Origin of the sequence: Aliarcobacter thereius LMG 24486, from assembly GCF_004214815.1 — a bacterium.
GTDB classification, from domain to species: Bacteria; Campylobacterota; Campylobacteria; order Campylobacterales; family Arcobacteraceae; genus Aliarcobacter; species Aliarcobacter thereius.
In genome coordinates this window covers 1,524,127-1,548,309 of record NZ_CP035926.1, presented here as the reverse complement: position 1 = coordinate 1,548,309, position 24,183 = coordinate 1,524,127, and the positions used below count along the sequence as shown (strand labels likewise).

At 26.6% G+C, this 24,183-nt stretch carries 20 protein-coding genes; 19 read left to right on the top strand and 1 reads right to left on the bottom strand.

Features of this window, described 5'->3' with window-relative positions; genetic code table 11:
• The first annotated feature begins 30 nt into the window (after positions 1-30).
• Genes ATH_RS10060 through ATH_RS07965 form a run of 10 tightly spaced genes read left to right on the top strand, consistent with a single transcriptional unit; the run spans position 31 to position 10,594 of the window.
• The gene (locus ATH_RS10060) at positions 31-1,434 is read left to right on the top strand and encodes a methyl-accepting chemotaxis protein (RefSeq protein WP_066185724.1); all 1,404 of its coding nucleotides are present in this window, start codon (positions 31-33) and stop codon (positions 1,432-1,434) included.
• Between the two features lie 4 nt (positions 1,435-1,438).
• A complete protein-coding gene (locus ATH_RS08005; RefSeq protein ID WP_066185721.1) occupies positions 1,439-1,816 on the top strand; it encodes a response regulator in 378 nt (125 codons plus the stop codon).
• A gap of 3 nt (positions 1,817-1,819) precedes the next feature.
• Positions 1,820-3,841 (top strand): PAS domain S-box protein, encoded by a 2,022-nt coding sequence (locus ATH_RS08000; RefSeq protein ID WP_066185718.1) that lies wholly within the window; start codon positions 1,820-1,822, stop codon positions 3,839-3,841.
• 4 nt (positions 3,842-3,845) lie between these two features.
• A complete protein-coding gene (locus tag ATH_RS07995; protein ID WP_066390129.1) occupies positions 3,846-6,236 on the top strand; it encodes a PAS domain-containing sensor histidine kinase in 2,391 nt (796 codons plus the stop codon).
• Complete coding sequence (locus ATH_RS07990; RefSeq protein WP_066185712.1) at positions 6,233-7,057, top strand: TIGR00282 family metallophosphoesterase; 825 nt, start codon at positions 6,233-6,235, stop codon at positions 7,055-7,057. Before ATH_RS07995 ends, ATH_RS07990 begins: the two co-directional genes overlap by 4 nt.
• A 54-nt stretch (positions 7,058-7,111) precedes the next feature.
• Positions 7,112-7,903 (top strand): P-loop NTPase family protein, encoded by a 792-nt coding sequence (locus tag ATH_RS07985; protein ID WP_066171297.1) that lies wholly within the window; start codon positions 7,112-7,114, stop codon positions 7,901-7,903.
• Positions 7,900-8,148 (top strand): tetrahydromethanopterin S-methyltransferase subunit B, encoded by a 249-nt coding sequence (locus tag ATH_RS07980; protein WP_066171299.1) that lies wholly within the window; start codon positions 7,900-7,902, stop codon positions 8,146-8,148. Before ATH_RS07985 ends, ATH_RS07980 begins: the two co-directional genes overlap by 4 nt.
• A 25-nt stretch (positions 8,149-8,173) precedes the next feature.
• Positions 8,174-8,884: a bifunctional demethylmenaquinone methyltransferase/2-methoxy-6-polyprenyl-1,4-benzoquinol methylase UbiE gene (gene ubiE, locus ATH_RS07975; protein ID WP_066185710.1), complete on the top strand. Its 711-nt coding sequence runs from the start codon at positions 8,174-8,176 to the stop codon at positions 8,882-8,884.
• On the top strand, positions 8,885-10,075 hold the full coding sequence (gene xseA, locus ATH_RS07970; RefSeq protein ID WP_066185704.1) for an exodeoxyribonuclease VII large subunit: 1,191 nt from the start codon (positions 8,885-8,887) through the stop codon (positions 10,073-10,075).
• A 42-nt stretch (positions 10,076-10,117) separates the two neighbouring features.
• Positions 10,118-10,594: a chemotaxis protein CheW gene (locus tag ATH_RS07965; protein WP_066181261.1), complete on the top strand. Its 477-nt coding sequence runs from the start codon at positions 10,118-10,120 to the stop codon at positions 10,592-10,594.
• A 12-nt stretch (positions 10,595-10,606) separates the two neighbouring features.
• Here the strand turns inward: ATH_RS07965 and ATH_RS07960 are convergent, their stop codons facing one another.
• Positions 10,607-11,140 (bottom strand): peptidylprolyl isomerase, encoded by a 534-nt coding sequence (locus tag ATH_RS07960; RefSeq protein ID WP_066185699.1) that lies wholly within the window; start codon positions 11,138-11,140, stop codon positions 10,607-10,609.
• A gap of 135 nt (positions 11,141-11,275) precedes the next feature.
• On the opposite strand from ATH_RS07960, the gene panD reads away from it, so the two are divergent.
• The 9 genes from panD to ATH_RS07915 all read left to right on the top strand — a co-directional run bounded on the left by panD (position 11,276) and on the right by ATH_RS07915 (position 24,053).
• Positions 11,276-11,659, top strand: coding sequence for an aspartate 1-decarboxylase (gene panD, locus ATH_RS07955; protein WP_066185697.1), 384 nt, complete (start codon positions 11,276-11,278; stop codon positions 11,657-11,659).
• Positions 11,652-11,972 (top strand): YbaB/EbfC family nucleoid-associated protein, encoded by a 321-nt coding sequence (locus ATH_RS07950; protein WP_066181272.1) that lies wholly within the window; start codon positions 11,652-11,654, stop codon positions 11,970-11,972. The genes panD and ATH_RS07950 overlap by 8 nt, the downstream gene beginning before the upstream one ends.
• Position 11,973: 1 nt before the next feature.
• A complete protein-coding gene (locus ATH_RS07945) occupies positions 11,974-12,846 on the top strand; it encodes a polyprenyl synthetase family protein (protein WP_066186036.1) in 873 nt (290 codons plus the stop codon).
• A gap of 120 nt (positions 12,847-12,966) precedes the next feature.
• A complete protein-coding gene (groES, locus tag ATH_RS07940) occupies positions 12,967-13,224 on the top strand; it encodes a co-chaperone GroES (protein ID WP_066181275.1) in 258 nt (85 codons plus the stop codon).
• Between the two features lie 96 nt (positions 13,225-13,320).
• Positions 13,321-14,952 (top strand): chaperonin GroEL, encoded by a 1,632-nt coding sequence (groL, locus tag ATH_RS07935; RefSeq protein ID WP_066181277.1) that lies wholly within the window; start codon positions 13,321-13,323, stop codon positions 14,950-14,952.
• A gap of 122 nt (positions 14,953-15,074) precedes the next feature.
• Positions 15,075-17,459, top strand: coding sequence for an EcoAI/FtnUII family type I restriction enzme subunit R (gene hsdR, locus ATH_RS07930; protein WP_066390131.1), 2,385 nt, complete (start codon positions 15,075-15,077; stop codon positions 17,457-17,459).
• Between the two features lie 25 nt (positions 17,460-17,484).
• Complete coding sequence (locus ATH_RS07925; RefSeq protein ID WP_066181282.1) at positions 17,485-18,297, top strand: KilA-N domain-containing protein; 813 nt, start codon at positions 17,485-17,487, stop codon at positions 18,295-18,297.
• A complete protein-coding gene (gene avs4 / locus ATH_RS07920; protein ID WP_083202012.1) occupies positions 18,298-22,989 on the top strand; it encodes an AVAST type 4 anti-phage nuclease Avs4 in 4,692 nt (1,563 codons plus the stop codon). It begins immediately after the preceding gene.
• Positions 22,986-24,053 carry a Fic family protein gene (locus ATH_RS07915; protein ID WP_066185695.1) on the top strand — a complete coding sequence of 356 codons (1,068 nt, stop codon included), beginning with the start codon at positions 22,986-22,988 and terminating at the stop codon, positions 24,051-24,053. The genes avs4 and ATH_RS07915 overlap by 4 nt, the downstream gene beginning before the upstream one ends.
• Positions 24,054-24,183: the final 130 nt, after the last annotated feature.

The window sequence follows — 24,183 nt, the reverse complement described above, 5'->3', positions numbered from 1 at the left end:
CTATCATCTTAAAATTCACAGGAGGCACTTATGTTTTTTGGAAATAAAGAAAAAGATGAGAAGATTAGGGGACTAGAGACAGAATTAAGAGCTTTAAAAACACAACTTCTTAAAAAAGATGAAGATTTTGCTTATCAAATAAAAGAGCAAGAGAGACATTTTTTAGATACTTTAAATAAAAAAGATAAAGAGATAGAACTATTTAAACAAATTGCATCTTTCTCACATGAAGAAGGGAAAGTTGTATTTGATGAAAAAGATAAAACATTTTTTGCAAATGCAGTTACAAAATCAAATTTAGATAATTTTTCACCAATTATTGAAGCTATAAAAGAAGGAAGAGATAGATTAATACTTGCAGAGTGTGAAGCTGAAATGTTTATTAAAAAGCATAATAATTTTACAATTGTAGCACTAAGAAAAACATCTATTCACGACAATAAAGAGGGTGGACTTTTAGCAAGACATAGCAAAAATATGACAAAATCATTAAGTGATACACAAAAAACATATTTAGAACTTTTAGATGAACTTCAAGGAATGCAAAAAGAGTCAAGAGAGACAGCAGTTGGTTCTACAAATGGATTAGATCTTACAAAAGATATTGTTTTGGATACTGAAAATTTATATAAAGAGATAGCAAAAGAGAACAATGTAGTGGATTCTTTGGTATCAAAAAGTAAAGATATTGCACAGGTTATTAATCTTATTCAAGAAATTGCATTCCAAACAAATATCTTAAGTTTAAATGCAGCAGTTGAAGCAGCAACAGCTGGAGAAGCTGGAAAAGGATTTGCAGTTGTTGCACAAGAAGTAAGAAATCTTGCAAGTAGAAGTGCAGATGCTGCAAAACAGATTAAGGAAGTTGTAAATTCTATTCAAGAAGAGACACTAAGAATAAAAGATAGCTCAGATATTGTATCTCAAGTAGTAGATGAAACAAAAACAAGAATTGACACTTTAAATGGACTTATGCATACATTCCAAAAAAATTCAAATAGAGCTGTTTATGAAGTTGAAAGTATCTCAAATAAAATATTTATAAACCTTGCAAAACTGGATCACGTAATATATAAAAATAATTTATATCAACTAATTTTTGGAAATGAGAATGGTTTTAAAGCAGTTGATCATACTCAATGTAGATTGGGACAATGGTATAACACAGGGCTTGGGAAACAAGAGTTTTCATTTACAGCTTCTTATAGAGGGCTAGATAATCCACACGCAGTTGTGCATAAAGAAGCAAATATCTTAGCAAAAGAGTGTTCAGGTGGAAAAATATCTTGTTCTAAAGAGTTAATAGAAGATAAAATAAAGCTTGTAGAAGATGCAAGTGAAAATGTATTTATATATTTAGATAGAATTTTAGAAGAGAAAAATGATGCTGTTATGAAAGAAGCAGCTGTTAAGTTATTTGCTAAAGGGAGTTAATAAAATGAATAAAAAATATCAAATTGCAGTTGTTGATGATGAGACAGAAATTTTAGATCTTTTAAATAGATTTTTAAGTAGAAATCCAATATTTTCAATATCATCTTTTTCAAATCCTGTTACAGCTTTAGAACATATTACAGAAGGAAAATATGATTTAGTAATGCTTGATATTATGATGCCACAAATGAATGGTATTGATGTTTTAGAAAAAATAAAAGATAAAAATGATAAGCAAAAAGTTATTATGATGACTGCTTATTCTACACTTGATAAAGTGTTAAAAGCACATAAAGTTGGGGCTACAAATTATGTAATGAAACCTTTTAGTTCTTTGGATTCATTAGAAAAAAAGATTTTAGAAGTTTTAGCTGAAAGATAATATATGAATAAGATTAAGTATCTAATACTTTTTTTTCTAGCTCTTATTACATTTATTTTTTTCTTCACATATTTAAAAAATAGTGATTTTGAGAAAGTAAATAATAAAACAAAAGAGAAAGCTTTAAAAGAGTATAAAACAATAGAAAAAGAGTTCGCAGATACTGCTGAGTTTATTTATTTTACTGAGCTTGTAAAAAGTGAAGAGTTACTTAATCTTTTAGTTTCAGAGAAAAATCCTATAAGATTAAAAAACAGATTATATGATGAATTTGAATCAAATTACTCTTATTATAGTAGTTTAGGTGTTTTTGATATAAGTTTTTATACAAAAGATGGAGCTTTGATTTTAAACTTCCAAGATATTAACTTTAAAGATAGTTTTACAAACTCACTTCTTGATAGTGTAACAAGTAGTAAAAAAGAGCAATATGCATATAAAATAATCTCAAATGAGGGATATCTGGTATTTTCAAAACCTATATTTGATAAAGATTTAAACTTTATAGCGATTATAAATATAGAGTTTGATTTAGATACTTTATTAGAAAAACTTGAAACAAATATGCAAGGATTTGAATTTTTAAAACTATTTAGTTCTAAATTAAATAGAAACAATCTTGATAGTTTTATAAAAAATGAATCAGATTTAGAAAAAATAGAGAAAATAATTAATAACAAATTAGATACTACATATGTTTTAAATGAAGATGGTGTTAAAAAAACTCTTACTTTTATGAAAATAACAGATATGAAATTTTATGATGATACATTTTATATTGTATTTTTTAATAAGAATGATATAAAAATTGAGAAAATTGATAGTTTTTATAGCTATATATTTGTAATATTTACAATTTTCCTCGTTGTTTTGATTTTTATAACTATCTATTTACTTCAATTAAAAACAAAAAACAGTGTATTGAAAAATGATTTAAAAGATATATTAAATCAAATTGATAAATATATTTCAAAAGTTGATTTTGATTTAGATGGAAAAATTACTTATGTTTCAAAGTCATTTTGTAAAATATCGGGATATTCAGAAGATGAAATTTTAGGAAAAGATATTGAAGTATTAAAGCATAATGATGTTTCTGAAAACTTTTATAAAAGTCTGAAAAAAGAGCTAAAAAATGTCAAAAATTGGCAAGGTGAGATAAAAAATAGAGATAAATTTGGTAACACTTATTGGGTAAAAATAAATATTTTTCCAAAATATAATTCAAACAATAGTCTCATTGGATATAGCTCTATAAGAAGTGATATTACAGATAAAAAACAACTTGAAAAGATAAATAAATTATTAAAAGATGATTTATCAAATAGATTGAGTGAGTTAAGACTTCTTGATAGAGATTTAAAAGATGAATCAAAACTATCTTTAGTATCAAAAATACTGGACTCTATTTCTCATCAATGGAAACAACCAATTTCAAAAATATCTTATGAGATGAAGAGAGTAAGAAATATTGAAGATATGGATCAAAAAACATTTGAAAAACTTCAAGATAATGTTTCAGAAGAGTTACAAAATTTATCATTTATTTTAAATGATGTAAAAAAACTATTTAAATCGTCAAAACATAATATCTCAAATCTCTCTTTGGTTTTTGATAATATAAAAACTACTTTAGAATCAAAGTTAAAAAATAGTAAAAACTGTAAACTAGTTTTAGAAACTGAAGATGAAACAGAGATTAAAATTGCTTTTTTTGAACTAAAATCAATATTAAAAAATATAATTTTATTTATTTTAGAGCAAGTAGAAATGTATTCAGATAAAAAATGTACTATAACAATAGAACTAATAGAGAATAATGAAGAGCAGATTATAAAAATTCATGAAAATATAGAAAGTGCTGAGAAAAAAGAGTTTTTAGATGAGATTATAAGTAAGTTAGATAATACATATTTAGACTCAAAATTATATTTAGCAAAACTATTGATTGAAAAAAATGGTGCAATCTTCTTATGTAAAAATTCTATAAATGAGACAAGCTATTATATAAAAGTTAAAAAGTAAGTAGATGAGACCTTTATTTTATACAAAGATTTTTTTAACATTTATACTTTTTTTTACACTTTTATTATCTTATACCTTCTACTCATTTAATGGAAAAAATAGTTTTTATAAAACTGATATTGATGAAAAAAGATTAGAAACTACAATAGAAGAGCAAGAGTTTGTTTTTTTAAATTTTATAAGAAACTATGAAGAGAAACTAAATATCTTAGAAATATTATTTAAGAATTATCTTTCAGATGAAGTTTTAAAAACATTTATAGAGAAAACAATTCTTCATGAGAAAGAGATTTTAGAGTTTAAATCTTTGGCTTTCGATTCAAAAGATAGATTTGTTTTTGATAATATAAATAAAGAGTTTAAAAGATTAAAAACAAACTATATGCAAGAGTATTATAAAGATTTAAGAACTATTAAAAAGTATGAAAAATACTCTTTTTTAGATACAAAAGATAAGAGTATTATAAATATAGCAATAAGAGGAGAAAATGAGTTTTTTATACTAAAAATAGATATGAACTCTTTTTTAGAAAAAAGGTCAAAAGTATATTTTGCAAATAGTAAAATATTAACTCAATCAGAGTATGAAAGTAATAATTATAAAGATTTTAATACAAAAAAGATATATATAAATAAGAGTGAATACTTTGTAATTTTAGTAAAAAATCAAAATAGTATTCTAAAGGATTTTTATCTAGAAAACTTTTTGAGAATAAGTTTGATTAGTATATTTTTATCACTTTTATTTTCAAGTATTGCAACACTTATTATTGCAAAAGAGAATAAAAAAATAGAAAACAAAAATAAAGAACTAGATATAGCAAACCAAAAAAATAATATAAGAATAGACAAAAGTTCTGAGATTATGGATAGGTATATTTTATACTTAAGAGTTGATAATCAAGGAAGAATAAATGATGTAAGTAGTGCTTTTTCAGATTTTTTAGGTTTTTCAAAGAGTGAACTTCTAGGACAGAAATATGATTTTATAGTAAAAAGTAATTTAAGAAGAGTTGTAAAAACAATAATATTGAAGAGCTCAAAAAACAAACAAATAAAATTAAAAAGAATACAAGGTATTAAAAAAGATGGAGATATTTTCTTTTTAGATATTTTTGTTGAAATCACAAATATAGAAAATGAAAGGTATTTTAATGTTATTTGTCAAGATAATACAAATAAATTAAAAATTGAAGAACTTTATAATAATTTAAATAATCAAGTTGAACTATATAATAGTATTTTTGAAAATGTTCAAAGTGGTATAGCTATTTTAGATGATGAGTATAATATAGTAAAAGTAAATAGACAATTTGAACTGTTTTTAGGATATAAAGAGAATGAACTTTATAAATCACAAATTCTTAATCTAATAGAAAAAGACTCTAAAAGTGAATTGGCAAAGTTATTTATTGAATTAAAAGATTTAATAAATATATCAAAAATAGAGAAAATATTTATCAGAAAAGATGGTTTACAAACTCATTTAGAACTTAGTTTAAAACTTTTAAGAGATAAAAATCAGATAATTTTTATTGTAAATTCACTTGAAGATAAAAGAGAATTACAAGAGTTGAATTTGACTTTAGAAGCAAGAATTGAAGAAGAGTTAGAAAAAAGTAAAGCAAAAGATCAAATACATTTAGAAGAGCAGATAAAAAGTGCAAGACTTAGCTATATAGGAACAATGGCAGCTGGAATTACACACGAAATAAATACTCCACTTACTTATGTAAAAGGTAACCTAGAACTTATGCAGTATGATATAAATGATTTAGAAGAGAGTGAAATCAAACAAAGAATGCTTCTTGATAGTAAAAAGATGAAAGATGGAATAAATAGAATTGCAAATATTGTTGAAAGTATGAGAGAAGTTACTCACTCAAAAACAGCAAATAAAGAGAAAATAAATGTTTGCCAAACAATTGTAACTTCTCTAACAATGGCACATAATAGAGCAAAACATATAGGAAAAATCTATTTAAATAATAGATTATTGAATTTTGATGAAGATTTGATAATTAAAGATCCACTATATATTTTTGGACAAAAACAAAAGCTTGAACAGGTTTGGATTATTATTATAAATAATGCTCTTGATGAGTTAGAAAAAATAGCTGAATATGAGAATAGATGGTTAAAAATAGAAGTAACTAGTACAGAAGATATGATAAATATTAAGTTTAAAGATAATGCAGGTGGAATTCCAAAAGAGGCTATGAAAAAACTATTTGAACCATTTAATAGTCAAAAAGAAAAAGGTGGAATGGGAATAGGACTATCTATTGCAAAGAATATTATTGAAGAAAATGGTGGAAAAATAGATGGATATAATGATAGTTTAGGAGCTGTTTTTGAAATAAATTTAGAAAAGTACAAAAAGGAAGATAATTGAGAATAGGATTTATAGGAGATATTGTAGGTCGTCCTGGAAGAAAAATAATTAAAGAGAGTTTAAAAAATATTAAAGAAGAGTATAAAATAGATTTTATAATTGCAAATGCTGAAAATGCAAGTCACGGTTTTGGACTTACAGTTGATAGTTATAAAGAGTTAATAAATAGTGGAATAGATTTAATAACAGGTGGAAATCATAGTTTTGATAAGAAAAAAGATCTTAATGTACTTTTAGAAAATGGAAATGTTTTAAGACCACATAATTATCCAAAAGGTGTTATTGGAACAGGACTTAAAATTTGTGATGTAAAGATAGATGAAAATATTGAAAAACTTGCTGTTTTAAATCTTATGGGACAATTTTCAATGCCAATTATTGATAATCCATTTAATCTTGCAAGTGAAGTTATACAAGCTTTAGAAGAGCAAAATATAAAAAATATTTTTATAGATTTTCATGGAGAAGCAACAAGTGAAAAAAGAGTTATGCTTATGATGTTTAAAGATAGAGTAAGTGCTATTTGTGGAACTCACACTCATGTAGGAACAGATGATTTACAAATATTTGAAAATACTGCATATCTAACAGATATTGGACTTACAGGTTGTTTTGACAATGTAATAGGAATGGATAAAGAAGCACCAATAAAAAGAGCTACAACAGGAATAAATAGTCATTTTGAAGTTCCAAACTCTTGTAAAAGTATTTTACAGCTTATGGTTGTAGATATAGAAGATGGAAAGGCAAAGAGTAGTTTTAAGCTTAAAAAATTTTGTAATAGCAGTGAAATTTACAAGAGTGAAGCAATAGTTATTTAATGATGATTTGGATAAAATCAAAGAATCTAAGTTTTTAAAAAAGGGCAAAGAAAAATGATAATAATTCCTCAAACAAAGGGTGGTGTTGGTAAGTCAACAGTAGCCATGCAAGTTATTGCACCATATTTATACAAAAAACATGGGAAAAAGATAACTTACATAGAAATTGATGATGAAAACAATGACTCAAAGTCTTTTACAAGAACAGAAATAGTAGAAAAAAGAATGCTAGGAACAAACCGTATAAATGAGCTTGATGAACTTATTTTAATGGATGATAATCATGAAGTTATTGTTGATGTTGGGGGAAATAAAACATCGGCTTTGGTTTTAGATGAGATTAAAAAAGTTGGAAGCTTTGGAAATGTTAAATGGATTATTCCTTTGGGAGATGGTGAACTTGATGGAAAAAATGCTATTGCAACAATGAAAAAGATTAGAAAAATTGAGAAAAATCCTGAAGAAAATATGATTTTTGCACTTACAAGAGCAATCTCTATGGAAGAAGATTATTATTCAGAACAATTTATAAACTTTTTTGGACATAAATATCTTGATTCAAATTCTGCAATTTGTGATTTTGTAAAAGATCCAAAATATTTCCCTGTACAAAATGATAAAATTATTACAATGAGTAGATATTTAGGAAGTACAGTTTGGGAAATGGCATACAATAATACAGATTTTGCAAAAAAAGCTATTGAAGCAAAAGAACTTGGAGATTTAGAATCTGCAAGAAAATATCTATTTTTTAGAAGAATTCAAACAGAAGCAAAAGATTATGTATTAAATACTTTAAATAAAATATTTTTTAACTTAGATCAATGGATAGAGATTAAAAAATGAGTGAAATGAGTTTCAAACAGGCTAAAGAGCTTGTTGAAAGAATGGAATTTAGTGAAATTTCAATAAAAAAGTCTATTGACCATTTAGAAAAAGCTTCAAATGATTTTGAAATAAGTTTAAAAGTTCAAGAAGAGATTTTAAATAGAATTCCATATATGGATAAAAAACTTACTATTATGAAAGTTGCAGTTGCAATTAATATTGGAGTTATTATAGGTATTTTTATAGGAAAATATCTTTTATAAATATAAAAAAGATAAGGATGAATTTTTGGAAAAACAAGAAAAAATAGTATCAATGTTTAATAACATTGCTCCAACTTATGATAAAGCAAATAGAGTAATGTCAATGGGAATAGATAAAAGTTGGAGAGATAAAGCTTGTAATAAAACTTTTGAATTATATAATAGAAAATCTATTGAGAAAGTAGTTGATGTTGCTTGTGGAACTGGAGATATGATTCTTTTTTGGAAACAAAATGCAAAGAAAAGAGATATTATTTTAGAAAATATTGTAGGAATAGATCCAAGTGTTGGAATGATGGAAGTTGGAAAAACAAAACTTCCAGAAGTTGAATTTATAGAAGCATATGCTACAAAAATGCCACTTGAAAATGATAGTTCAGATATTTTATCAATCTCATATGGAATTAGAAATGTAGTACAAAGACAAGAAGCTTTTTATGAGTTTGCAAGAGTTTTAAAAAAAGGTGGATTAGTTGTAATTAGTGAATTTACTAAAAACAATAAAAAATCTTTTCTGGATAAATTAACAGCATTTTATATGGATAATATTTTACCAATAATTGGTGGATTGATTTCAAAAAATAAAGAGGCTTATAGATATTTACCAGATTCTATTGATGAGTTTTTAACTACTGAGAATTTATGTAAAGAGTTGGAAATAGCTGGTTTTGAGATAGTTTATACAAAAGCTTTTTCTATGAAGATCTCAACACTGATAATTGCAAAAAAAATCTAAATGCAAACTCTTAGTGTTACAGCATTAAATACACAAATCAAATCTCTTCTTGAGACAACTTTTATGCAAATTCAAGTTGTAGGAGAGATTTCAAATTTAGTTGTTCATAGTTCTGGGCATATATATTTTTCAATAAAAGATGAAAACTCAACAATCTCTTGTGTTATGTTTAAAGGAAATGCAAGATATTTAAAATTCCAGCTTGAAAATGGACAAAAAGTTCAAGTAAGTGCAAATATAACAGTTTTTGTACCAAGAGGAAACTATCAATTACTTTGTACAAAAATAGAGCCAGATGGTGTGGGAAGTTTAGCTTTAGCATTTGAACAACTTAAAATAAAACTTCAAGCAAAAGGTTATTTTGAACAAAGTATTAAAAAATCTCTTCCTAAATTCCCAAAAAAAATAGCTATTGTTACAAGTCCAACAGGAGCTGCTATTGAAGATATGAAAAAAGTAGCAGCCAATAGATGGAATTTATGTGAATTAATTCTTATTCCAACTTTGGTTCAAGGAAATGGAAGTGAAGAAGATATTTCAAGAAGTATAAAATTTGCAGATAGTTTAAATGTTGATATTATAGTTGTAGGAAGAGGTGGTGGAAGTATTGAGGATTTGTGGGCATTTAATAGTGAAATAGTTGCAGATGCTATTTTTGAAGCAAAAACTCCAATAATATCAGCCGTTGGACATGAAATAGATTTTTTAATAAGTGATTTTGTAGCAGATATAAGAGCTGCAACTCCATCAAATGCTATTGAAATTGCACTTCCTAATAAAAATGACCAGCTTTTAGCAATAGATTTATATATGCAAGATTTAGAAAGAAGTATTAAAAATATTTTTCAGAAAAAAGAGGATGAATTAATAAATATCAAAAAGATATTTTCACTAAACTCAATTGATTCAAAAATTAATTTTATTCAAAATCAAATAGAGTTAATAAAAGATAACTTTAATAGAGTAATATTACAAAAATATCAGATATTTCAAAATATTTTGGATAGTCTCAAACAAAACTATGAATTAAATAATCCTAGTAAAAAAGATCAAACATCTTTTGTCCAAATTTCAAAAAATAATATTTTAATAGATTTAGAAAAGCTAGAGATTGATGATACAATAGAACTACAAACAGCCAAAGTAAAAGCTATTGCAAAAATTATTAGTTTAAGTAAACAACAAGTATAATATTACAATTTTGAAAAATATTTATAAACAAGGATAAATAAAATGGAAAAAAGCTCAAGAAAAAATCAAAGTGTAAATATCACAGAATTTATGACATTCGAACTGGGAAAGATGAGATATGCTATTGAGTTACCAAAAATTAAAGAGATATTAACATATCCAGATAATATTACTATTTTACCAAATACTTCTGAATGGGTAAAAGGTTTGATAAATTCAAGAGGAGAAGTTGTTCCTATTTTAGATATTAGAATAAAGTTTAACACAGGACCAGCTATTTATGATGAAAATACATCTATTATCACAGTTATAACTGAAGATAAAAGAATGATAGGAATAGTTGTAGATTTAGTTGATGATGTTCAAAAAATAGATACAAATACACTTGCACCAGTTGCAGAAATGGGTTCAGCTATACCTGCAAAATATTTAAAAGGTTATGTAAGATTAAATGATAATCAAATGTTAGTTTTGATGGATATTGAAAGAGTAGTTCATAAAGATGAATTAGAAGATTAAAAATAGAAGAATTTACTCTTCTATTTTAATATTATTTATAACTACATCAGAAAGAGGTTTATCTGCACCATATCTTCCAGCAGTTTTCACAGCTTCAATTTTTTTCACAGTTTCAAAACCATCAATAACATAACCAAAAATAGAGTGATTTCCATTTAACCAGTATGTAGGAACAGTTGTTACAAAAAATTGACTACCATTTGTATTTTTTCCTCTATTTGCCATAGCTAAAATATAAGGTTTATCAAAAATGGCATTTGGAGAAAATTCATCTTCAAAATTTTCACCCCAAATTGATTCTCCTCCAGCACCTGTTCCTGTTGGGTCTCCACCTTGAATCATAAATCCTTTTATAACTCTATGAAAAATAGTTCCATTGTAGTAATCTTTTTTTGAAAGAGCTATAAAGTTCTCAACTGCTTTTGGAGCTAAAGATGGTTTTAATTCAACTTTAAATTCACCTAAATTTGTATTAAAAATTGCAATTGGATCTTTTGCAATAGCAAAAGAGAAAAGAGCAATTAGTAGAAAAATAATCTTTTTCACTTATATCCTTTAATAAGATTTTTTAGATTTTTAGTATATTATAATAGCTTTAAAAAGTAGATAAAATAGTGTTTTAAAGATAAAGTGCTAAAATTCAACTAAAATAAATTAATAAAAAAGATAAGGAAATTTATTATGACATTTGAGATGTTATATAGCAAAATTCACAGAGCAACAGTTAGTGATGCAAATTTAAATTATGTTGGTTCTATTACTATTGATGAAGAACTTATGAATGCTTCAAATCTAAGAGTTGGGCAAAAAGTTGATATTGTAAATATTAATAATGGAGAGAGATTCCAAACTTATGTAATAAAAGGTAAATTTGGACAAAAAGATATGTGTTTAAATGGTGCAGCTGCAAGAAAAGTATCAGTTGGAGATAAAATAATTGTTATTGCTTATGCTACATATAGTGAAGAAGAGTTAAAAAGCTATAAACCAACAGTTGTTTTAGTTGATGATAAAAACAATATTGAGTTAATTACAAATGAATTAGTAGGAAGCAAAAATGTTTGATGGAATTGATTTAAAAAATTTAAATCTTGGTGATATGATAAATAAATTTCAAGATATGGCAAAAGAGCAAGAGAGTAAAAATTCTGCTGATATTTTCACTGCAAAAGCTGGTGGAGGAATGGTAGAGATTTCTATAAATGGAAACTCTGAAGTTGTTGATTTGAAAATAGATGATTCACTTCTAGAAGATAAAGATTCACTACAAATACTTTTAATCTCTTGTATGAATGATATTATAAAACAAAGTGAAGAGAATAAAAAAAGAATGGCTATGAATCTTATGGGAAATTTAGGTAACTTTGGACAAAAATAATATGGAAAAATTACAAGAAAAATTTGAAGAGTATTTAATAAATAATCTTCCAAAAAGTAACTCTTTTCATCCATATTTTGAAGAATCTTTGGGATATATGTTAAAAGCTGGTGGAAAAAGATTTAGACCAATGCTTCTTTTGGCAATTGTAAACTCAAAAAAGCCACTTTTACTACAAAATAGTATGAGTGTTGCTTTAGCTGTTGAATTTTTACATACATACTCTCTTATACATGATGATTTACCTTCTATGGATAATTCAGATTTAAGAAGAGGTTTTGAAACTTTACATAAAAGATATGATGAGGTTACAGCAATTTTGGTTGGTGATGCTTTAAATACTCAAAGTTTTAATCTAATAGCAAATGCTTCACTTCATAATGATATAAAAGTTGATTTGATTAAACTTTTATCAAGTGATGGTGGAATTGATGGAATGATAATTGGTCAAGCAATAGATTGTTTTTTTGAGAAACAAAAAATAAGCTTGGAAAGATTGGAATTTTTACATACTCATAAAACAGCAAAACTAATTGCAACAAGTTTAAAAATGGGTGCAACAATAGTTGAACTTGATGAAAAAACAAAAGAAGAACTTTATGATTTTGGGCTTGATATAGGGCTACTTTTTCAAATCCAAGATGATATTATTGATGAGTTGGCTTCTAGCGAAGAAGTTGGAAAAACAACACAAAATGATACTTTCAAAAACTCTTTTGTAAATCTTTTAGGACTTGAAGAGAGTATTAAAAGTGCAGATAAACTTGCACAAAAATGTATAGAAAAACTTGCTAGTTTTGATGAAGATTTAAAAATATCTCTAGAAAATCTACTTTTAAACTATATAAATAGACATAAAAAATATAACTCTTAGTTAAAATGACTAAAGGTTCTTGACAAAAAAGAAAAAATTTAATAAAATTTGGCACTTAAAACTAGTAAGTGCTAAGTTTTAAGCTGATATAAAATTTAAATTATATAAAAAGGAAAGAAAATGAATTTTAAACCACTAGGTGAAAGAGTTCTTGTTGAGAGAACTGAAATTGAGAATAAAACTGCAAGTGGAATTATAATTCCAGATAATGCAAAAGAGAAACCAGCAAGTGCAAAAGTTCTTGCAATTGGAAATAAAGTTGAAGATATAAAAGTTGGAGATACTATTATATTTGAACAATATAGAGGAACAGAGATAAAAATTGATGGTAATGATTACCTTGTATTAAATGTTGAAAATATTTTAGGAGTTATGTAATTAGATAGATTGCTTTAGCAATTTATACATTTATGTAAAACTATCTTAAAATAGAATTTAAATAAAAACAGAGATTAATAAAAAAGGAAAGATGATATGGCAAAAGAGATTATATTTAGTGATAGTGCAAGAAATAGACTTTTTGCAGGTGTTGAAAAGTTGGCAGATGCAGTTAAAGTAACAATGGGACCAAGAGGAAGAAATGTTTTACTTCAAAAATCTTTTGGTGCTCCAACAATCACAAAAGATGGAGTAAGTGTAGCAAGAGAGATTGAACTTGCTGATACTTTAGAAAATATGGGTGCTCAACTTGTAAAAGAAGTTGCAAGTAAAACAGCAGATGAAGCTGGAGATGGTACAACAACAGCAACAGTTTTAGCTCACTCAATATTTAAAGAAGGTCTTAGAAATGTAACAGCAGGTGCAAATCCAATATCTTTAAAAAGAGGAATGGATAAAGCTTGTGAGGCTATTTTAGTTGAATTAAAAAAATCTTCAAGAGTTGTTGAAAACAAAACTGAGATAGAGCAAGTTGCAACAATTTCTGCAAACTCAGATAGTGCTATTGGAAAAATGATTGCTGAAGCTATGGAAAAAGTTGGAAAAGATGGTGTTATTACTGTTGAAGAAGCAAAAGGTATTTCAGATGAACTTGATGTTGTAGAAGGAATGCAGTTTGATAGAGGATATTTAAGTCCATATTTTGTGACAAATCCAGAAAAAATGACAACAGAATTTGATAATCCATTTATTCTACTTTATGATAAAAAAATCTCTTCATTAAAAGAGCTTTTACCAATTCTTGAAGGTGTAAATAAAGCTGGTCGTCCACTTCTTATTATTGCTGAAGATGTAGATGGAGAAGCTCTTGCAACATTAGTTGTAAATAGATTAAGAGGTGCATTACAAATTGCTGCTGTTAAAGCTCCTGGATTTGGAGATAGAAGAAAAGCTATGCTTGAAGATATCGCTGTATTAACAGGTGGAACAGTTATTTCTGAAGAGATGGGAATGAAACTTGAAACTACTGATTTAAGTGCACTAGGTGTTGCTTCAAAAATTGTTATTGATAAAGACAATACAACAATTGTTGATGGAAATGGAAGTAAAGATGCAGTTTTAGGAAGAGTAAATCAAATAAAAGCTGAAATTTCAAATACTACAAGTGATTATGATAGAGAAAAACTTCAAGAAAGACTTGCAAAACTTAGTGGTGGAGTTGCTGTTATTAAAGTTGGAGCTGCAACAGAAACTGAAATGAAAGAGAAAAAAGATAGAGTTGATGATGCATTAAGTGCAACAAGAGCTGCAGTGGAAGAAGGAATTGTAATTGGTGGTGGAGCTGCTTTAATTAGATCAGCTGCAAAAGTTAAATTAAATTTAAAAGATGATGAACTAATTGGAGCAAATATAGTTTTAAGAGCTATTAAAGCACCATTAAAACAAATTGCTACAAATGCTGGATATGATGCTGGTGTTGTTGCAAATGAAGTTGAAAAATCTTCAAATGAAAACTTAGGATTTGATGCATCAAGTGGAGAATATGTTGATATGTTTGAAGCTGGAATTGTGGATCCTGCTAAAGTAGAAAGAGTTGCTATGCAAAATGCTGTTTCAGTAGCTTCTTTACTACTTACAACAGAAGCAACTGTTACAGAGATAAAAGAGGATAAAGCACCTGCTATGCCAGATATGAGTGGAATGGGCGGAATGCCAGGAATGATGTAAAATCATTTAAAACTTTTTAAAAGAGAGTGAGTTTTCACTCTCTTTTTTTTTGCTTATTTTTTAAAAAAACTATTTAACTTATGATTTGATATAATCTAGCATTTTTTAAACATAGGGAAAATATGGCTTATAGTGAATCTGATACTCGTGCAAATTTAATAGATCCAAAACTTGAAACTTCAAATTGGAAATCTTCAAATATAGTTAGAGAATACTATTTTACAGATGGTAGAAAATTAATAGGTGGAAAAAGAGGGAAAAGATATTTTGTAGATTATCTTTTGGTTTATAAAAATACAAATCTAGCAATTATTGAAGCAAAAGCTCAAAACAAAGATCCCCTTGACGGACTTCAACAAAGCATAAACTATGCACAAAAACTAAAAATTGATTTTGTTTACTCTACAAATGGAGATAAAATTTATGAACACTCACTTCTTTCTGGAAAAGGAGAGTTTATAGAAGATTATCCAACTCCAGAAGAGCTTTTTTATAGAAAATTTGGAAAATTAAAAGAGCAAGAAGAGAGAGTAATTACTCAAAATTTTTATTTTGAAGGGAATAAAAAACCAAGATTTTATCAACAAATCGCAGTTCAAAAAGCAGTTGAAACAATAGCAAATGATAAAAATAGAGTTCTTTTAACTCTTGCAACTGGAACAGGAAAAACATATATAGCTTTTCAAATCGTATATAGATTGTTTCAAGCAAAATGGAATAAAGATAAAACAAATAGAAGACCAAAAATCTTGATTCTTGCAGATAGAAATGTTTTAAAATCTCAAGCTATGAATGAGTTTAATCCTATGGAAAAGGATTTGGTGGATATAAATGGAAAAGATATAAAAAGAAGAGGTGGAAAAGTTCCTACAAATGGAAATGTATTTTTTGCTATTTATCAATCTATTGCTGAGAATAAAAATAGAATTATTGAAAATAGTGAAGAAGAGAATGAAGATGATGTAATAGCTTACTATAAACAGTATCCATCAAACTTTTTTGACCTAGTTATCATAGATGAGTGTCATAGAGGTAGTGCAAATGATACTAGCTCTTGGAGGGATATTTTAAATCATTTCTCACATGCTACTCATTTGGGACTTACAGCAACTCCAAAAAGAGATGACAACGGCGATACTTACAAATACTTTGGAGAGCCAGTTTATGAATACTCTTTAAAAGATGGAATAAATGATGGATTTTTAACTCCATATAAAGTAAAGAGAATTCAAACAAATATAGATGAGTATCACTTCAACCCTGATGACATAATCACAGGTGAGTTGGATAAAAATATAGTAACTCTTCAAGAGTTTGAAAAAAGTGTGATTATTCCAAAAAGAACAAGGCTAATAGCTAAAACAATTTTAGAAAATATAAATCCTTTTGATAAAACAATTATTTTTTGTGTAAATCAAAAACATGCAATGGATATGAAAGTAGCAATAGATAGATATAAAACTATAAAAGATAGCAACTATTGTGTAAGAGTTACAAGTGATGAGGGCGAGATTGGAAGAGAATTTTTGGAGAAGTTTCAAAATAATGATTTGGATATTCCAACTATTCTTACAAGTTCAAAAATGCTAACAACTGGAGTTGATGCAAAAAATGTACGAAATGTTGTTTTAACTGCACCAATTGCTTCTATGACTGAGTTTAAACAGATAATAGGAAGAGGAACAAGAACTTATGAAGGAAAAGATTTCTTCACTATTATAGATTTTGTAGGAGCTACAAATCTCTTTTATGATAAAGCTTGGGATGATGACCCTTTAAGTGTTGATATAAAAACAACAAAGATAGAAGATGTAGAAGATGAGATTAATGAAGAGAATAAAATAGATGAAACAAAAAAAGAGCAAAATAAAAAAGAAGACTTTTTGAGTGATGATGAATTTGAAGCAAAAACAAAAGAGGAAAAAGTAAAAAAAGAGCAAGTAATCATAGATATAAAAGGTAAAAAACTAAAAGTAATAAACATAGAGACAACTTATGTAGGAGTAGATGGAAAGCCTTTAAGAAGTTCTGAATATCTTGAGCTTTTAATAGGTGTTTTAGGAAGATTTTACAATGATGAGCAAACTCTAAGAGATATTTGGAGTAATCCAAAAAATAGAAAAGAGCTTTTAGAGAAACTAAAAGATATGAATATAGATGAGTCTCAGCTTGAAGATTTAAAAGATATTTTTGAAGCAAAAAATAGTGATATTTATGATGTTTTGGCTCATTTATCTTTTAATCATAATATAAAAACAAGAGATGAAAGAGCAATAGCTGCTTTAAACTCAAAATTTATAGAGAAATATCAAAATGAAAAAGCAAAAGATTTTATAGAGTTTATTTTAGATAAATATAGAAAATATGGCTTCAAAGAGCTAGAAGAAAATAAACTCTCAACACTAATAGAGCAAAGTGGATTTGATAGAAGAGAACTTATGGCTTCATTTGGTGATTTTAAAATAAGAGATGAGTATTTTGAGCTTCAAAAAGAGATTTATAGATGAGTAGAAGTATGAGAGGAAAAAACTAATGGCAAAGATAATAGTTCAAGAAAAAGAAATTACTATTTTAACAGTAGAAAATGAAGATTATATCTCTCTTAAAGATATGCTCAAAGCAAAAGATGGAGATTTTTTTATTTCAGATTGGCTTAGAAATAGGAATACTATCGAATATCTTGGAATTTGGGAGAAGATTCATAACCCAAATTTTAATTATGGCGAATTCGCCATAATTAAATCTCAAGCAGGACTTAATAGTTATAAATTAAGTGTAAAAGAGTGGAGAGAAAAAACAAATGCTATAGGACTTGTTGCTAAAACTGGTCGATATGGTGGAACTTATGCTCATAAAGATATTGCTTTTGAATTTGGGATGTGGATAAGTGCAGAGTTTAAAATCTATCTTATCAAAGAGTTTCAAAGACTTAAAGATGAAGAGTTCAAACACCTTGGTTGGGATATAAGAAGAAATCTTACAAAATTAAACTACAAAATACACACTGATGCCATCAAAGAAAATCTTATCCCAAAAGAACTAACTCCTCAACAAATAAATTTTGTTTATGCAAATGAAGCAGATATTTTAAATGTAGCTTTGTTTGGTCAAACAGCCAAAGAGTGGAGAGAGCAAAATAAAGATAAGAAAGGTAATATAAGAGATGAAGCAGATGTAAATCAGCTTGTGTGTCTTGCAAATATGGAATCTTTAAATGCACATTTGATAAATGAAGGATTTTCAAAAAGCCAAAGAATAGAAAAACTTAATAAAATTGCTATTAGTCAAATGAGGATTTTGAGTGCTGGGGATGTTAAAGAGTTGGAAACAAAGGGAACATTATAAATGATTATTAAGCCGAACTGGGAACAATTTAAATCTAAATTTAATGATAGTCCAACATACTATTTTGAATATTTTTGTTATTTGCTTTTTTGTATTGAGTATAGTAAGCCTCAAGGTATATTTCGTTATAAAAATCAATCAGGTATTGAATGGAATCCTATTGAAGTAAATGGTAAAACAATAGTTGCTCAATGCAAATTCTATGATACATCGCTTAGTAGCCATAAAAAAGATATTCTTGAAATGCTTGACAATATCAAAAAAAATTATACAACACCATGTGAATTGAAATTTTACACAAATCAAGATTGGAGTCAAGGTAAAAATAATAATGATTCACAAGTAAAAATTGATATAGAAGTAAAAGCAAAAGAATATAATATAACAATTGACTGGCGTACTAATGAGACTTATTTTTTATCACCTGATGTAGCTTCAAATCAAGAGCTAATGAAACACTTTTATACTGATGCAAGTATTTATGATTTAGTTAATGAAAAGCAAACCCATACAGAAACGGTGTTAAATAATATTCACACACAAATTAATTTCAATTCAAAAATTATTGAAATTGATAAAACAAAAGAAATCAACGAGCTAAAAAATCAACTAATATCTAATCAAGCATTAATTTTAAGTGGAACTGGTGGAACTGGAAAGACAGCTATTATAAAAAAACTTTATGAAGATATTAAAAATGATATGCCTTTTTATCTTTTTAAAGCGAGTGAGTTTGAAACTAATCAAATTGATAATTTATTTGCTCAATACAGTTTTAAAAAATTCATTGATATACACGAACAAGACCAAGAAAAAATTATTATAGTCGACTCAGCTGAAAAAATATTAGATTTAAACAATAATGAACCGTTTAAAGAGTTTTTCCAAACATTAATTGAACATAAATGGAAAGTAATTTTTACTACTCGACATACTTATTTGAATGATTTATATTATCATTTTTCTCAACTTGAAATTATTCCATTTACTGTAAATATTGAAAACTTAAATACTGAAGAACTAAATATACTATCCATTAACTATAAATTTAATTTACCTCAAGATAAAAAATTATTGGATTTGATAAAAAATCCATTCTATTTAAATGAGTATTTAGCAAATTATTCAAATGATGAAATCAAATATCAAGAATTTAAGAATAAATTGTGGAATCAAAATATAAGTACGCCAGATATGGAAAAATGCTTTTTTGAACTTGCTTTTAAAATAGCTAATGAAGGGCAATTTTATGTGGATATTGATTGTGCTAACGATAGCTTAAAGCAATTGCAAAAAAAAGGAATTTTAGGTTATGAAAAAAGTTTAGGTTATTTTATAACTCATGATATTTATGAAGAATGGGCATTAGAAAAAATCGTAAATAAAGAATTCAAGAATAAAGTTGATATAAAAAGTTTTTTTGAAAAAATTGGAAGCTCTTTACCTATACGAAGAGCTTTTAGAAGTTGGGTATCCGAAAAACTACTTCTTAATGATGAAAATATTAAAACTTTCATTGAAGAAATCATAGATAGTGTGGATATAGAAATATTTTGGAAAGATGAAATATTTATATCAATATTATTATCTGAATATTCAGATACTTTTTTTAAGAACTTTAAAAGAGAGATTTTAGACAATGATTATGAACTATTGAGCCGAATATCTTTTTTATTGAGACTAGCTTGTAAAGAAGTTGATAATAGCTTTTGGGAAAGTCTTGGATTGAAAAATCAACAAATAAAAGAAGCGAAATATATTTTTACTAAGCCAAAAGGTAATGGTTGGAAAAGTTTTATTGCTTTTATCTATGATAATATACAAAGCATAGGACTTTTTAAAATAAATATTATATTACCTGTTTTGTATGATTGGAACAATGCAATCAAAGATGGGGAAACTACACAAAAAGCTTCTTTGATAGTTTTAAAATATTATGATTTAATAAATCAACAAGAACATAAATACAGTTATAAAGAATCTATCAAAACTATTTGTAAAGTTATTTCCAGTGGTTCATCTGAAATCAAAGATGAGTTATCTACTATATTTGATGAGATAGTTGAGCAAAAGTTAAAAAATCATAGTGACAATTATTATGAACTCTCAAAAATGGTTTTATCAAATTGGGATGGTCTTTTAATATCTAAAAATCTACCTGAAAAAGTATTAAAATTAGCAGATTTATTTTGGACAAAGACATCTAGAAAAGTTAAAAAAGATGGAATATTTTCTTCTTACGATAGAGTAGAAGTAGAAGATGCTTTCAATCTTTCAACTAAATATGAAAATAAATATTTTCCTTCAAGTGCATTACAAACTCCTATATATTTTCTTTTGAAAAATCATTTTAGTATTACTATTGATTTTATTCTAGATTTTATCAATAAATCGGTTGAATATTATGCTAAATCTGGATGGGAATATAAAGAAGAAATTCAAAAAGTTGATGTTTGTATAGATGAAAACATTACAATACAACAATATCACAGTCAAGCATTATGGAATATATACAGAGGAAATAGCTCTCCTGTTATGCCAAATTTGTTACAGTCGATACATATGGCACTTGAAAAATATCTTTTAGAAATTGCAGATGCCCCAGATATAAATAGTGAACTTTTTGAATTGATTTTGCTAAATATTCTTGCAAAGTCAAAATCATCATCTATTACTGCTGTTATAACAAGTGCTGTACTAGCAAAACCACATATAACTTTTAGTTTGGCAACAGTACTTTTTAAAACTAAAGAGTTTATTCAAGCTGATTTTCATAGAAAAATCCAAGACCAAAGTATTAAAAGTCTGTATGGTATTGGATATGGACTAAATTGGCAAACTAAAATTTATCAAGATGAAAGATTAAAAACTTGTGAAGACAAACACAGGCATTTACATTTAGAAAATTTATTTTTACATTACCAGATGTTTAAAACAAGTGAAGTAGGTGAAGAAGAAATTAAAAATATTCAAAATATTTTATGGGGTATTTTAGATAACTACTATAAACAACTACCTGATGAAGAGGGCCAATATGAAGAAGATAGAATTTGGGGAATGGCTTTAGCAAGAATGGATAAAAGAAAAATGGATATAGAAACAGAAAAAGTTGATGGAGGAGTTCAAATCACATTTAATCCAAAGTTATCCCCTGAGCTTAAAAAGTATAGTCAAGAAGCACAGGAAAACTCTCATAATAAAGTTAAATATACATCACTATATCTATGGTCTGTAAATAAAATAGAAAACAATCAAGATTATAAAAAATATACTAATTATGAGGAAAATCCTCTTTTAGCATTGGAACAAATTAAAGAAGTCATAGCTATTCCACATGATAAAAGAGATTTTATTTTTCAAGATGAAATTTTTCCACATGTAAGTATTATATTATTGAGAGATTATGTTGAATTGCTTTCAAGTGAAGATAAAGAACTTTGTAGAGATATAATTTTAGAATTTACTGGTTTACCACTAGCAGAAAACTATCACTATCAAGTTTCAGATGGAGTTGATAAGGCTATCCAATATTTACCTATATTGCTAAGTGATTTTCCAGACCTAAAAAATGATATAAAAATACTTTTATTGTTAAATCTTTTTCATAATTATCAGATAGGGATGGGTGGAAAACATTTTTGTGATTTTGCGATAGAGGCTATTAATACATATTTTATTAGTGAATGTAACTCTTTTATAGTGGCATATTTACTTTTAAAACCTATCTACGATGAGTTGGTTAAATCAAATTATTATGGACAAAAACGAGTGAGTAAACAAGACTTGCTTGAAAACTTTTTTCAATCAAATGAAGAGATAGTAGAAAAGTTTATTTCCGATGAATTAAAAATATCTGCAAATGAAATTGAAAAAACAGAATTAGATGTTTTTTTTGTTGCTTTTAAAATGATAGTTACTTTTAAATCTACTATAAAAAAAGAGTTTACTCAAAAGATTATAGAAATATCATGCAAAAATATTTTTAATAAAGCAGATGATAAAGTGGATTATGAGATAAAACAACAGTTTATTGACAACTATACACTTTTAATACTAAAAGCAGATAAATGTGATATTCAGTTTTACCTGCAACCATTGATTGATTCATTTAAGCCAACGGAAGATATAACAAGTTTACTAACTCAGTTGATTTATTCTCAAGATAACATAAATAACTACGATAATTTTTGGCATATATGGGAACTCCTTGAGAATAACATAATAGATATTTCCAAAGATGGAGAAAAATACCATAATGTTGATAAAATAGTAAAAGTTTATTTATTGGCTTGGGGACGATATGGTTCACTTTGGAAAGATACTGCTAAAGAATGGCACTCATTAAAAGACAAAGAAATAAGGTTTTTTAAAAAGCTCACTAAAAAAATTGTGCATTGTCCTTCTGTGGTTTATTCCATCTCAAAATTATTAACTGGAATTGGTTCAGCATATTTAAATGAAGGAATTAGTTGGCTTGCAGATTTGATTAGAAATAATAGTAATTTAGCAAATGATAAACTTGAACAAGATACAGTATTTCATTTAGAAAATTTAATTAGAAAGTATATTTTTCTTCAAAGTGCAAAAATAAAAAAAGATAGAAAAACAAAAGATGATGTTTTGATTATTTTGAACTTTTTAGTTGAAAGAGGCTCTGCAGTAGCATATATGTTAAGAGAGAAAGTTTTATGAAAAATATAAATATTAGATTTCTGCCATTATCTCATCAAATCGAAACAACAAAAGTTCTAAAAAAAGCAATATCAGCAAATAGAACTTTGGCAAACTTAAATGGTGTGGCTCGTATTATCCCAAATAGTGCTATTTTAATAAACTCTTTGGTATTACAAGAAGCAAAAGATAGTAGTGCTATTGAAAATATCATCACAACTCACGATGAGCTATATAGAGCAAATCTTGATATTGAAAGTGTAACAAATGAAGCCAAAGAAGTTCAGAACTACAAAGAAGCACTTCTAAGAGGTTTTTCACTTATAAAAGATACAAAACTACTTTTAAAAAAACATATTGTTGAAATTCAAGCTGTTTTAGAACAAAATGATGCAGGAATTAGAAAACAAGCAGGAACAAATTTAAAAAATAGTTTGACAGGAGAAGTGATTTACACTCCACCACAAGATTATGAAGCTATACAAGAACTTCTTACAAACCTTGAAAATTATATTAATGAGCCAAACGATATTGACCCACTTGTAAATATGGCAATCATTCATCATCAATTTGAATCAATCCACCCTTTTTATGATGGAAATGGAAGAACGGGAAGAATTATAAATATTTTGTATTTGATACTAAAAGATTTATTAGATATTCCCGTGCTTTATCTAAGTCGTTATATCATCACTCACAAAGCTGATTATTATAGGCTTTTGCAAGAAGTTAGAACACAAGATAAATGGGAAGAGTGGATTTTATATATGCTAGATGCAGTTGAGCAAACTTCACTTGAAACAATAGAGCTTATAAATAATATTAGTAATTTGATGATAAAAACTCAAGATAAAATATCACAAGAATTGCCAAAAATTTATAGTAAAGATTTAGTAGAGATACTTTTTATGCACCCATATACAAAAATAGAGTTTTTGATAGATAAATTAAATCTTCATAGAGATACGGCATCTAAATACTTGAAAGAACTTGAAAATATAGGAATTTTAAAACCTATAAAAATTGGGAGAAGTAAGTATTTTATAAATTTAGAGCTTTTTGATATGTTGAAAAAAGGGATTTAATTCAATATATTTGGATAATATACCGAAAAAATCAATAAATTTCGGTATATTAAATTTATATGTCGAAATAGTTAAATATTTTCGACATAACTTATGAGTAAAAAGATGCAAAATTTACCTATAGTTACAA

What these genes read in the sequence shown, in the direction of transcription:
- ATH_RS10060 (WP_066185724.1), top strand. Translation starts at nt 31, where the DNA reads ATGTTTTTTGGAAATAAAGAAAAAGATGAGAAGATTAGGGGACTAGAG.
- ATH_RS08005 (WP_066185721.1), top strand. Translation starts at nt 1,439, where the DNA reads ATGAATAAAAAATATCAAATTGCAGTTGTTGATGATGAGACAGAAATT.
- ATH_RS08000 (WP_066185718.1), top strand. Translation starts at nt 1,820, where the DNA reads ATGAATAAGATTAAGTATCTAATACTTTTTTTTCTAGCTCTTATTACA.
- ATH_RS07995 (WP_066390129.1), top strand. Translation starts at nt 3,846, where the DNA reads ATGAGACCTTTATTTTATACAAAGATTTTTTTAACATTTATACTTTTT.
- ATH_RS07985 (WP_066171297.1), top strand. Translation starts at nt 7,112, where the DNA reads ATGATAATAATTCCTCAAACAAAGGGTGGTGTTGGTAAGTCAACAGTA.
- ATH_RS07980 (WP_066171299.1), top strand. Translation starts at nt 7,900, where the DNA reads ATGAGTGAAATGAGTTTCAAACAGGCTAAAGAGCTTGTTGAAAGAATG.
- xseA (WP_066185704.1), top strand. Translation starts at nt 8,885, where the DNA reads ATGCAAACTCTTAGTGTTACAGCATTAAATACACAAATCAAATCTCTT.
- ATH_RS07965 (WP_066181261.1), top strand. Translation starts at nt 10,118, where the DNA reads ATGGAAAAAAGCTCAAGAAAAAATCAAAGTGTAAATATCACAGAATTT.
- panD (WP_066185697.1), top strand. Translation starts at nt 11,276, where the DNA reads ATGACATTTGAGATGTTATATAGCAAAATTCACAGAGCAACAGTTAGT.
- ATH_RS07950 (WP_066181272.1), top strand. Translation starts at nt 11,652, where the DNA reads ATGTTTGATGGAATTGATTTAAAAAATTTAAATCTTGGTGATATGATA.
- ATH_RS07945 (WP_066186036.1), top strand. Translation starts at nt 11,974, where the DNA reads ATGGAAAAATTACAAGAAAAATTTGAAGAGTATTTAATAAATAATCTT.
- groES (WP_066181275.1), top strand. Translation starts at nt 12,967, where the DNA reads ATGAATTTTAAACCACTAGGTGAAAGAGTTCTTGTTGAGAGAACTGAA.
- groL (WP_066181277.1), top strand. Translation starts at nt 13,321, where the DNA reads ATGGCAAAAGAGATTATATTTAGTGATAGTGCAAGAAATAGACTTTTT.
- hsdR (WP_066390131.1), top strand. Translation starts at nt 15,075, where the DNA reads ATGGCTTATAGTGAATCTGATACTCGTGCAAATTTAATAGATCCAAAA.
- ATH_RS07925 (WP_066181282.1), top strand. Translation starts at nt 17,485, where the DNA reads ATGGCAAAGATAATAGTTCAAGAAAAAGAAATTACTATTTTAACAGTA.
- avs4 (WP_083202012.1), top strand. Translation starts at nt 18,298, where the DNA reads ATGATTATTAAGCCGAACTGGGAACAATTTAAATCTAAATTTAATGAT.
- ATH_RS07915 (WP_066185695.1), top strand. Translation starts at nt 22,986, where the DNA reads ATGAAAAATATAAATATTAGATTTCTGCCATTATCTCATCAAATCGAA.